Genomic DNA, 10,966 nt, shown 5'->3' with positions numbered 1-10,966 from the left:
CCTCTTAGTTGTTGGACTCGACGGTTGCGGGGGTGTCGGCCGCGTCCTCGAGCTGCAAGTTCAATAGCTTCATGCCGTACTCCGGCACGTTGATATCGATGGGTTGGCCATACAGGTCACCAGGACGCACAAAAGCGAGCACCGTCATCATGCGCGCCATGGCCTCGGGCGATTCGGTGAGCCCACGCTCAAACCAGCGCTGAATCATGCCGACCTCGGCACTCACGACGTAGGTGACGTAGTAGTCAAAGAACGTGCCCAGCGCCAGGCCCAAAATGCCCGTCTGTGCACGCGGCACCACAGCCTCACGCGCGGTGTCGATAATCCTTTTAATGAAGGCCTGGTCGCCGCCCGGACCCAGCAGAGCACCGATCAAGTCGCGGTTGGCCGCAAGATAACGCAGTAGCTCAACCGAACCGGGCGCCGGCTCGAGCTCATCGATGTTGTGATAAAGATCGGGCAGCCGAGCTGCGGTGATGAGCTCAATACGCTCACGGATCTCGGCCAGCAAGCCGTCCTCGATTTGATTGATAAAGTCGGGGATATCGCGGTAGTGCGAATAGAACGTACGGCGCGTAAGGCCGGCGCGCTCGGTGAGCGACGCGACGTTAATGCGCGAAAGATCGCCGCTTTCGGCTAGTTCGCTGGCAAGTGCCTGGCGAAGGGCACGCTGCGAGCGAAGGGACCGGCGATCGCATTTCTCGAGCTGGGACAAGCGTCCTCCTTGTTACTCTGCCTGTGCGCTATTGCACAGTGCGAGTATTATTGCACACCGTGTGCATCAACACGTAAAGGCAATATTTGGATGCGACGAAGGGGCAGTCCCTTTGCCACATCGAGCCGCTGCTTGGTCCCGTTAATGGGACCAACAATCGCCACGCCCGTTTCATCATGCCGGTAATGATCGATAAGGAGGCCGACATGAACAATCAGGCATGCGATGGCATCACCGATGCCGGCAAGGACCTCGTCCTCAGCTGCATCAAGAGCCAAGAGCTGCGCGACCACATGCGTAAATACCTATACTGGCCAGCGCCAATCATCGACGGCTCTCTTAAGACGCTTGATGAAAAACGCACCATGCTCGAGCAACTCCGCAAGGAGGTTTCGCCGGAACTGGTCGAAGATATCGATTCGCATCTCGCCCAGCTCAACAGCGCACTCGATATGCTCCACAACATCGAGCGCGACCGCGGAATCCTCCTACTGCACGTCATGGTCTACAACGAGGAGGAGCGCGACGCCGACGCCCTCGACGGTCCCTTCCCCACCGCATCGTGGGAGGCCGCGCAGGCACTCATGAAGCGCTACATCGAAGAGTATCCTGAAGACGACTGGTCCGAATCGTACTGGAAGATCGACCTATACACCCCGGAAGACCTTCACGAACATCAAATGGCGCAGTCCTCCCTGGCGTTTGCGGCAACCAAGGATGGCGAGCTTATATTTCTCCGCGATCAGCGCAATAACCGCACTCGCAAATCGTATGTCGAAAGCGCCTGGCGAAACGATAGCAGACGGTTCTGCAACAGCAACGAACCCATCTATACGCCGTGGGTCCCAGGCGACATCCTCAAAATCGACGGTCGCCCCTTTGATCACGGGCCTCGCTTTGCCATTGTGCTCGAAAACGACTACGAGCACACGCTCCGGGGACAGATCTGGTGCGCAGGGCCTAGTAAAGATCACGGCGTTAAGGAGGGTTCACTTTCATCCGGCACCTACAGCGACAGTCTCCTGGACCCCTTCATCCCCTCCGCCCTCTACACCGCCGAGTGCTACACCGGTGAGCTGCCGGACGACTGCGCTTTTATGCTCGAGCTTTCGCAGATGCTGCACGACAGCCCCGACTACGGCAAGCAATGGTCCGAAGGCTCGGTCGGACATGACTGCCTTCAGCCGTATCGCAAGCCCGCCAACCAAAGCGAGCTGGATATTCGTCCGGACATCTTCGAGTTTTTAGACTCGCACAGTATTAAGGAGCATCTTCAACGAATCAACTACGAGCTCACCACGCCCGTAGCGGCTTTCATTGTCAATTGCTCGCATAAAGCAACGCTGCAGCAAAAGCTCGAAGGCTGGCAAAAGATCATCGACAATATGCCCAATTGCACCATGAACCGCAGAAACGACACGGTCGTCATCCCGGACTTCCATGCCTTTCTGCGCAATGTCATCAAGCAGGAGAAACGAAAGCTCGCGCACCTTAAAAGGACGGACGGTCAAAGCCTGTACTTCTTTGCGGACTACTCGTGGGACCGGCGCGGGCAGGGCGGCTATCTTTACGGCCCGTACAGCAGTTATCAAAAGTGCTTCGATGCCATCTGGAAAGAGCTCGACGGTGACGATCCCAAAGCCATCAGGATCACTCGTCGTCCCATCGACCCAGACGAAGACCACTATGCCGACGACATGGTCTTACTCAATGCGAACGGCGAAGTAATGTCTTGCGATTACCGCAACAAAAGCGAGTGGGACGAGGCGGGCACCGCCAGCGATTTCGAGGACATGTGGTTTGATATCCCAACGCCCCTCCATGCCGGAGACATCGTCTGCAACCTCCAACGCCCCGACAAGCCGATGGTGCTGTTTGACCTGCAAACTTGGGGATCCGAACGAATCGACAAAGAGCTGGCCTCCTCCGTCTACAAAGAGCGCCTCGTTCAAAAGGCCGACAAGCTATTGCGCTGGCACCGATATGACGGCGACACCAGCGACATGTACGCCTACGGCTGCCAAGTCTCATCCGCCTTGCATTTCCCCTTCTACATTGGGGAGCCTGAGGGCTTTCTTTTGGACATCGACTATTACCGCAAGCCGCTCAAGTCAGAGGAGCGAATCCTTTACGGCGTCAGGGCATATGTCAAAGGCGACCTGGCGGTTGATTCGCTCGCCGCAATGGCCAGCGCATGCGAGCTACAGGCGCTGGCGGAGAAAAAGGCGCGTGGCTTCGAGGACGCAGACAGCTGGCTCAAGGACCGCTACCCAGAACTGTTCGATGCGACGGCCGATCCCTTCTTAGAGGAAGACGGCGGTTGCGCCAGTTACGCTTAGTTTTTGAAACGCCACTACCGATTGTCCTTTCAGTACGCGCACACTCATGTACCAGTGCGTTTCCAAAAGTATGTTTGACGCGAGATTCATATGGGACCCGTTAATGGGACCACAAAGCACAACCTCTGATGGATGCTAACGGCAACGACCGAATTGGAGGTTGCAATGGACAGCCAAGCAGATACCGTGATCACCGATGCCGGCAGGGAGCTCGTTTGCAGTTGCATCAAGGACGATGAGCTGCGTGCTCATATGTTCAAACACATGGGAATGGCAGATGGCTCCCTCTGTAAAACCATCGGCGGCTCCCTCAAGACGCTCAACGAAAAACGGACCATGCTCGAGCATCTTCGCAAAGAGGTCTCATCGGATTACGCCGAGACAATCGACTCCGGCCTCGAACAACTCGACACTGCACTCGATATGCTTTACAACGTTGACCGTGACCGCGGTATCTTGCTGGTCTCCGGCGTGTTTTACAGTGAAGACGAGCGCGGGCACGACACCTTTGATGGCCCCTTCCCCGTTGCCTCTTGGGATGCCGCTCAAACCCTTATGAAGCAATACGTCGATGACGACCCCGATGAAGATTGGTCCGAATCATTCTGGCAGATTAAGCTCTATACCGCCGAAGACTTACACGACCGCCCACGTGCTCAAGCCTCGCTGATATTCGCCGCAACCATGGCTGGCGATTTGGTCTTTTTGAGCGACCGCCGGAATCAGCGGACTCCGCATCAAAGCATCAATCACTTGCCGTGGAACAATAGCAAGCACTTCTGCGCCAATGGTGAGGTCTTTTACACCCCCTGGGTCCCCGGCGACATCATCAAGATCGACGGTCGGCCCTTCGACCACGGCCCTCGTTTCGCCATCGTGCTCGAAGACGACTACGATAGTTCGTTCAAAGGCCAGGTTTGATGCGCCTATCCGAGCAAAATCTACGGCGTTGAGGAAGGCAATCTCCGCTTGAGGGATTTCACGGACGGCTTCCTCGACGACTTCACACCCTCTGCGCTCTACACCGCCGAACGCTATATCGGCGACTTGCCCGATGATTGCTCCTTTATGCTCGAACTCTCGAAAAAGCTGCACGATGACCCCGGCTGTGGCAAACATTGGTCGGATGGATCGGTCGTACACGACTGCTTGCAGCCATATCGCACATCGGCCGGCGCCGGCGTCAACGCCATACGTTCGGACATTCTCGAGTTTCTCGACTCGCCCGATATCAGAGAGCATTTGGAAGGCATCGGCTACGAGCCCACCACGCCCGAGGCGGCGTTCATCGTCGACCATTCGAACGAGAAGACGCTGCAACAGAAGATTGAGGCCTGGCAAAAGATTCTCGAAAATATGCCCAATTGTGCGATGAGCAGGCGATACGGCACGTTCAATATCCCCAACTTCCATGTCTTTCTTCGCGACGTCATCAGATGGGAGCGCAAGAAAATCGCCCGGTTCAAACAGCCTGGCAAGCACATGTATTTCTTTGAGGACAAGACGGGAAGTCCCCCTGAGAGCGGGTGCAATTATGGCCCCTACACCAGCTACGAAAAATGTTTCGAGGCAATCTGGAATGTGCTTGAGGAGGAGAATCCTACCTCGGTTGAAGTAACACGCCGCCCGATCAATCCGGACGATGGCCACTATGCCGCCGACAAACTCTTGCTCAACGCGAAAGGCGAGACCATGGACTGTCAACTGCGCTGCATCGACAAGGAACGCGAGGGAGAAGACCCCACTTTTGCCTTTGAGCTGATGTGGTTTGACATCCCGACGCCATTCCATGCCGGCGACATCATCTGTTGTCACGGCGACCCTAGCGACCCCATACTGCTTCTCAATATGCAGACATGGACCACGCAGCGGGTCATAGATGAGCTTCCGCCTTCCACCTACAGGGAATGCGCCTCAAAAAAGGCCGATGACCTGCTCAGGCACCATCGGCAAAATGGCGATACGAGCGACATGTACGCCTACGGCTGTCAGATTGAATATCCCCTGGAGTACCCCGTCTATATCGGAGAGCCGAGTTGTTTTCTTCTCGATATGGAATACTGCCGTACCCCGCTCAAGCCGGAGGCGAGAATTCTGTACGGCGTGCGGGCATATCTCGATGGCAATCTGGGTCTTGACTCACTTATTGCGCTATCAAGTCTTTTCGAGCTGCAGGCGCTGGTCAAGAAAAAAGCCGAGCGGTTTGAAGGGGAAGACGGCGGGCTCAAGACCCGCTATCCGGAGCTGTTCGATGACACGATAGCCCCGCCAGCACGATTCAAAACAAAGAGGAGCTAACCATGGACATCTTGGATTTTGTGGACTCCCGGGACATTCGGGAGCATCTCCGCCGCATCAATTTTCAACCCAACACCATTGAGGCCGCCTATCTGGTTTGGTTTTCGAAGACCGCCACGCTCGATCAGAAATGCGAAGCTTGGCAGGAGATCGCCCGAACCATGCCCAATTGCTCGCTGGAGGCAACCCATGCCGGTCTTGGAAGGCCGGCCATCCCCGATTTCCATGCTTTTTTGCGCTGGACAATCGATTACAACAAGCGGTGCGTCAATGCGTTTGCGAGTAGGACGGGCTACGTTTATCAGTATGAAGAGGAGATTGTGCCCGACGGGCAACTTTGTGGGGCCTTCGGCGCGCCATTCAGCTGTTATGGGAAATGTGCCGAGGCGTTGCGCGGTGATGATGAGCTGGCGAGCCGTCCAGAGGCACGCGTACGCATCACCCGGTGCCCGCTCGATGCCGACGAAGAACATCGCCGGGAAGATTGGCTCCTAGTGAACGGCAAAGGTGAGGCCCTTTCCGTCTATTGTCCTTCCGCCGGCCCCATTGAGAACGATTGGGAGATCGCGTTCGAGTTCATCTGGGTCGATATCCCCACGCCGTTCCACACCGGCGATATCGTCTGGACGCCGCAAGGCAGTGTCCGTGAGCCGTTCACGTTGTTCGATCTGCCTACGTGGGACCGGACAAAGCTCGAGGCAGAGCTTCGGCAGGCAGACCGTTCTGACGAATGGCTTGATCATGCGCAGCAGCGCCTCGAGCACTATCGCCATGCAGGGGATATCAGCAACATGCGTGCCACTGGCTGCTCGATTACCTACAACGAGACGTTTCCCCTCTACATCGGAGAGCCAGACCCGCTTTACCTGAATCTTGAGTACTATCGCAAACCACTCGAAGACGAGCAGCGAATTTTAATCGCCGCCCAGGCCTACCTGCGCGGCGACCTGTATGTCGACTCACTCATCGCGTTTATCGACACCATAAGGATGGAGTCCAAGGCAAAGCGCAACCTGGAAGAGCTGCGTCTGGATCAGGCGCCGCTCAAGGAGAAGTACCCGCAGCTATTTGAATAAAGGTCGTCATGCCCGAATCCACAAGAAGTCGCACCAACAACTCGGAGACTATCGTGCACGAAGAAATAATCAACTTGATCGACTCTCCGGAGCTGCGAGAGCATTTGCTGCATAATCCGCAGCTCCTGAGCGGCGACCATTACATGCAGATTGTCGGTGGAGCACCGGTTGAAATTACCCGCAAACGAGAGCTACTCGGCAGACTGGTTGCTGGCGGGTGCAACTCGTCAGACGACACCCCTTACTGGCACTATCGGCAGATTTGTATCGACTACATCGATGACTGCTTGGACGCGCTAAAGGCCGTCGACGGAAACAGGAAGGTGCTGCTTATTAGCGAAATTAGCTTTGTCGACAACAAAGTGGGATCCGCCATCACGCATGGCCCCTTCCCCGTGGCATCGTGGGCGAACGATCGGGCGGCAATGAAGGCATATGCAGAAAAGTGGAGCGGGTTGACAGACCTGTCGGCCTCGTATTGGATGATCGAGCTGTTCAACCTTGCCAACGGCCCGAGCTGTTCATATCCATACGACGGCTTTCTGCAGCCGGACTACACTTACTACGCCAATGCCGCCGGCGAAATTCAATACATCTGCAGGGAAGAAGAGGGCGAATGTGGCGAGGTGCTCGACTGCATTGTGGGTGGAATCTTTGGGCCATTGTTCAAAGGAGCGTACGTTGACTTGCCCACGCCGTACAAAAAGGGCGATATTCTTGAAATCGACTGCCGACCATGGGCGCCAGGACCTTGTTATTGCCTGGTAGCAAACTCGAAATTGGACTGCCTGTATCCCGATGGCAATGGGCAGATCAGATGTGGCTCTATCCCCTACGGCAGCTGCTTTGCCGGATGGGCGTATACGAACTTGATGCTGTCGCCCGTGTTCAGGGCGAGAAAAGCAACGCAACCTTTACCAGAGGAATACGCGTTCTTGCAAGCGATTGAACCGAATCAGATAGATAACCTGCTAGAAGAGTGCGCCAGCAGCAAAGAGGAAGAGCCGATTTGGCTGGATATATATCGGCATCGCGCACGCTGACGGACACCAGAGATGGACTATAGCGACCCTCAATAACTGGTTTTGTTCGCGCTCTTCAAGCGGTGCTCCAACCCTCATTGTTACGAGAAGAGCCGCACCCAGTCCAGGCACGGCTCTAGTAAGAATATCCAAACAGCTTGATTAATAATGGCCATACCTTAAACCTGCCCAAGCCAGTACTTAATATCGCGCTTAAGCGGCGTCTTTCCCATTAATCAATCGAACGTTGAACTTATTTGACGATTTTCTTCATTTTCTTCTTGGCATCGTCAAGACGGCGACCCTTGAAGTAATACCAAATAAGCCTATCAACCTCCTGAAAGCCAATGCTATCTTCAACCGTTTTAATCGTCAGAGAGGAATCTGACGGAGACTCATACGAAAACTCATTCGAATGCTCGCCTCGCCAGAGGTTAATGCCATCGCATACACTTCTATACAGCTCACGGTAATTCCGGTAACCCGAAGGCGAATCGTCATTGACATAATCCGAAATCAACTTTTTCAGCTTTGAATAGCTCATTTTTTCGATATCAGTCCGATCGGAATAGGCCCAAATATAATAAGGAAGAACCTCCCCGACAACGGAATCGTAGATACAATATCTATCCCCAAGCCTGCCTTTTATACATGTGTGATGACAGAATTTCGATGCAAATGAAACATTGTTTTTCTTAAAGTCGGTAAGGCCCTCATCACGCAAATAATTCTGAGCATATCGAGCGATAAGATGAACCGCCTCGGCGTCTCCGCCCTCGCCTCCACCATTCGGGTCGCTCTTCAGGGCTTCGATTAGTTTCATTTTGTTTTCAATAATTCCGCGGGCAGTCAGCGCTGCGCCACCGGTCAACAACCATTTAGACTTCCGACTATTAGAACTATTTCCCTTTTCAGAACTCTCGTTATATTTTTCCTCAAGTTGAGGAATATCAATTTCTGGGATAACGTTCTTGATTTCGCCAGCTTTGACTGCATCGCTATATCTCTTTCCCAGCACCGCTAAGTGTGTTGAGTTCACTTTATTGGTGTAGTAAACAGCCTGTTTAATAGCATCCTCATCGCCGCCAAGAACGTCGCGATACATTTTGCCAACAAATTTTTCGTCTGCTATGTCATAAGACGAGTTATGCTCGATCATGGCCTGAACAAATCTAATATTCTTATCGCTAAACACTGGGAAGCCGTTCTGGTCCAAGTCAAATAAATATGGATTGGCAGTTCGCTTCACTCCATCGTCCTCTTTCGTCACCGGATTAAAAACTATCTCTTGACGACTCATGCGAACTCCTTCCCAGAGCTGTTCAGTCATGGTGCTGATAGGTCACAACACTTTAATTATTATGGTAATTCCTGGCCCACTTAGAAGCATCTTTTTGGCTGTTGAACGGTCACTTTCTGCTGGCAAACGCGCTGCTAGCCGAGCAGTTGTTATTGGTTATGACCTCAACCGAAGACTCGTGCGCAGGAAGGCTCCACGCCATCGGAGCTCATGTGGACCAAGACGTCCGTATTGCAGTGTGTCTCGGCGAATTCCGCGCCATCTTCTCGGTCCTCCACCGCGAAACAGCCTGCCAGAATGGCGGATGTCGGGCTGAGCATGTTGCGCAGGTCGCGCAGGATTGCATTTATCGGGCGGTTGTCGTCGAGCATTTCGAGTCCGTCGATTACGACTACGACGTCCTCTAGCACCGCCCTATTCCACGCCTGGTCGCCGAGCAGCCAACTCGTTAAAAGGTCTATGGTCATGTTATCTTCGACAAAGATGCCCAGGCTGCGCTGCTTGATCCGCATCGTTGCGCGGACCGTCTCAACCTGTTGTTCCTCAAGATCTTTCGGCACCTTGGCCCCCATCTCGGCTCGAATCAGCCGGGCGACCGCATCCTCTTCACGCTCCCGCATCGGCACGTAAAGCACAGTGCACTGCTCGCTCAGGCATAAAACCGCATGCGCCAGTACGTTCGAAACGTCTTCATGCGCGCCGCCAATCACGCTAAGCTTGCCGAGTCCAATACCGCCGCCCAGGATGTCGTCAACAGGCGTACCAGTCTTCAATACCTGCAGGACCTCGAACACCGATGTTTCCATGACATGATCGAGCTCGGAAGTCAGTCGATCATGGAAACGGCTTATGTCAAAGCCGTCATCGCCCCGTTCTTCACGAATCCAACCACGCTGGCTCGCATTTGTCGGCGGCATCACGCCTGATAGGCCCATCATCTCGCCCAAACTCACAGAACGGCCAATTCGGTCGTCCCTGGAGTCAATCTTTAGCGTCATCGCAACCCTCCTAACGCCTACCACGCTTACCAGTAGCCTTAAAATTCCAAATCGGCTTGAGTCGGTGAATAACATCAACCGTCGGGTCCATGAGTCTCAGTACATCATCCGCAGGCTTATACGCTTCGGGCGACTCATCGAGCGTCGTCTCGCATGCACTCGGACAGTAGATGCCGGCATCGCGCATCTCGTTAACGAACGACCTGGTATCGAGCGTTTGGAACGCTTTGGTGCGGCTCATCGCACGACCCGTCCCGTGCGGCGCCGAGCAGTTCCACTCCTCGTTTCCCTTGCCGCGTGCAATAACGGCACCGTCGCGCATGTTGAACGGAATCAGCACTATCTCGCCTGCATGAGCGCTAATGGCGCCCTTGCGAATCATGCCGCCTTCCGAGATGTAGTTGTGCATGGTGGTAAAGCCGTCTCCGTCGAGTCGAATTCCCGTACGCTCAACAATCTGTGTGACAATCGCCTTGCGGTTCTGATTCGAGAAGCGCTGGCAGTTATGCATATCGACGAGATACTCGGCAGAAAGATCTCCCACGAGATACTTAAGCTCGTCGGGGATATCCGCTGTGCACGCCTTCTGCGCCAGCGCCTGATGATGCTCCGCCGTCTGCTTGCCCATGTTGCGCGAGCCGGTGTGCACGACCAGATATTGGCACCCATCCTCGTCCTCGTCGAGTTCAATGAAGTGATTGCCGCCGCCCAGCGTGCCCATGGAGCGCTCAACCTTGCGCTTGTCCTGCAGCCAATCACGCGACCCCATGTCAAAGTCCGCGAGTGCGCAGGCAGGATCGCGATGAAGGCAAAAGCCCGTGGGCACCGCGCGCTTCACATCGCGATTGAACTGAATGAGGTCATCGCGCGCAATGGTCTCCGCAAGCGGCACACAATACATCCCGCATCCGATGTCGACCCCCACCAGGTTGGGAATCACCTTGTCGCCCAAGTTTGCCGTAAAGCCAATCACGCAGCCCTTGCCCTTATGGGCATCGGGCATGATGCGGATCTTGGCACCTTCAAACGCCGGGCAGCTGGAAATCTCCTCGATCTGCTCCTTGGTTGAATCCTCAAGATTCTCGGCAAAGACTTTGATGTCTGCCATCGCATTTCTCCTGTTCTGATCCTTGTAAACCGGAACCGGCCCCAAGCCAATAGAGCGCATGTCACACCATCCAGCCAAACCGCCGATTTCCGTTTAACCACCTTTCGCCC

At 54.6% G+C, this 10,966-nt stretch carries 9 protein-coding genes; 5 read left to right on the top strand and 4 right to left on the bottom strand.

Annotation, left to right across the window (positions count from 1 at the left end):
* Window positions 1–4 precede the first annotated feature (4 nt).
* Entirely contained in the window at window positions 5–715 is a 711-nt protein-coding gene (locus ACTQ0H_RS00805; protein ID WP_427728052.1) for a TetR/AcrR family transcriptional regulator, read from the bottom strand.
* 86 nt (window positions 716–801) lie between these two features.
* Here ACTQ0H_RS00805 and ACTQ0H_RS00800 point away from each other — a divergent pair, with 86 nt between their 5' ends.
* The 5 genes from ACTQ0H_RS00800 (at window position 802) to ACTQ0H_RS00780 (ending at window position 7,471) form a co-directional block, all read left to right on the top strand.
* Entirely contained in the window at window positions 802–3,054 is a 2,253-nt protein-coding gene (locus tag ACTQ0H_RS00800; RefSeq protein WP_441547690.1) for a hypothetical protein, read from the top strand.
* A 165-nt stretch (window positions 3,055–3,219) separates the two neighbouring features.
* On the top strand, window positions 3,220–3,975 hold the full coding sequence (locus ACTQ0H_RS00795; protein WP_441547689.1) for a hypothetical protein: 756 nt from the start codon (window positions 3,220–3,222) through the stop codon (window positions 3,973–3,975).
* Window positions 3,976–4,023: 48 nt separating this feature from the next.
* Window positions 4,024–5,352, top strand: coding sequence for a hypothetical protein (locus ACTQ0H_RS00790; RefSeq protein ID WP_441547688.1), 1,329 nt, complete (start codon window positions 4,024–4,026; stop codon window positions 5,350–5,352).
* A 2-nt stretch (window positions 5,353–5,354) separates the two neighbouring features.
* The gene (locus ACTQ0H_RS00785; RefSeq protein WP_441547687.1) at window positions 5,355–6,428 is read left to right on the top strand and encodes a hypothetical protein; all 1,074 of its coding nucleotides are present in this window, start codon (window positions 5,355–5,357) and stop codon (window positions 6,426–6,428) included.
* Window positions 6,429–6,436: 8 nt separating this feature from the next.
* Window positions 6,437–7,471 carry a hypothetical protein gene (locus ACTQ0H_RS00780; RefSeq protein ID WP_441547686.1) on the top strand — a complete coding sequence of 345 codons (1,035 nt, stop codon included), beginning with the start codon at window positions 6,437–6,439 and terminating at the stop codon, window positions 7,469–7,471.
* 232 nt (window positions 7,472–7,703) lie between these two features.
* On the opposite strand, the gene ACTQ0H_RS00775 is transcribed toward ACTQ0H_RS00780, so the two are convergent.
* From ACTQ0H_RS00775 to ACTQ0H_RS00765, 3 genes are all read right to left on the bottom strand, one after another.
* Window positions 7,704–8,750 carry a hypothetical protein gene (locus ACTQ0H_RS00775; protein WP_441056371.1) on the bottom strand — a complete coding sequence of 349 codons (1,047 nt, stop codon included), beginning with the start codon at window positions 8,748–8,750 and terminating at the stop codon, window positions 7,704–7,706.
* Between the two features lie 164 nt (window positions 8,751–8,914).
* The gene (locus ACTQ0H_RS00770; protein ID WP_441056370.1) at window positions 8,915–9,748 is read right to left on the bottom strand and encodes a hypothetical protein; all 834 of its coding nucleotides are present in this window, start codon (window positions 9,746–9,748) and stop codon (window positions 8,915–8,917) included.
* 10 nt (window positions 9,749–9,758) lie between these two features.
* Window positions 9,759–10,856, bottom strand: a complete 1,098-nt coding sequence (locus ACTQ0H_RS00765; protein ID WP_441547685.1) for an RtcB family protein — start codon at window positions 10,854–10,856, stop codon at window positions 9,759–9,761.
* Window positions 10,857–10,966: the final 110 nt, after the last annotated feature.

The sequence above is a fragment of the Collinsella sp. LCP21S3_A3 genome, assembly GCF_052118905.1.
Lineage (GTDB): Bacteria > Actinomycetota > Coriobacteriia > Coriobacteriales > Coriobacteriaceae > Collinsella.
Note: the sequence above shows the minus strand (reverse complement) of the source record. Positions and strands in the feature narration are given on the sequence as shown.

Bases quoted from the DNA above. Each gene is read 5' to 3' on its own strand.
- ACTQ0H_RS00795 (WP_441547689.1), top strand. From the start codon at position 3,220: ATGGACAGCCAAGCAGATACCGTGATCACCGATGCCGGCAGGGAGCTC.
- ACTQ0H_RS00785 (WP_441547687.1), top strand. From the start codon at position 5,355: ATGGACATCTTGGATTTTGTGGACTCCCGGGACATTCGGGAGCATCTC.
- ACTQ0H_RS00780 (WP_441547686.1), top strand. From the start codon at position 6,437: ATGCCCGAATCCACAAGAAGTCGCACCAACAACTCGGAGACTATCGTG.
- ACTQ0H_RS00775 (WP_441056371.1), bottom strand. From the start codon at position 8,750: ATGAGTCGTCAAGAGATAGTTTTTAATCCGGTGACGAAAGAGGACGAT.
- ACTQ0H_RS00770 (WP_441056370.1), bottom strand. From the start codon at position 9,748: ATGACGCTAAAGATTGACTCCAGGGACGACCGAATTGGCCGTTCTGTG.
- ACTQ0H_RS00765 (WP_441547685.1), bottom strand. From the start codon at position 10,856: ATGGCAGACATCAAAGTCTTTGCCGAGAATCTTGAGGATTCAACCAAG.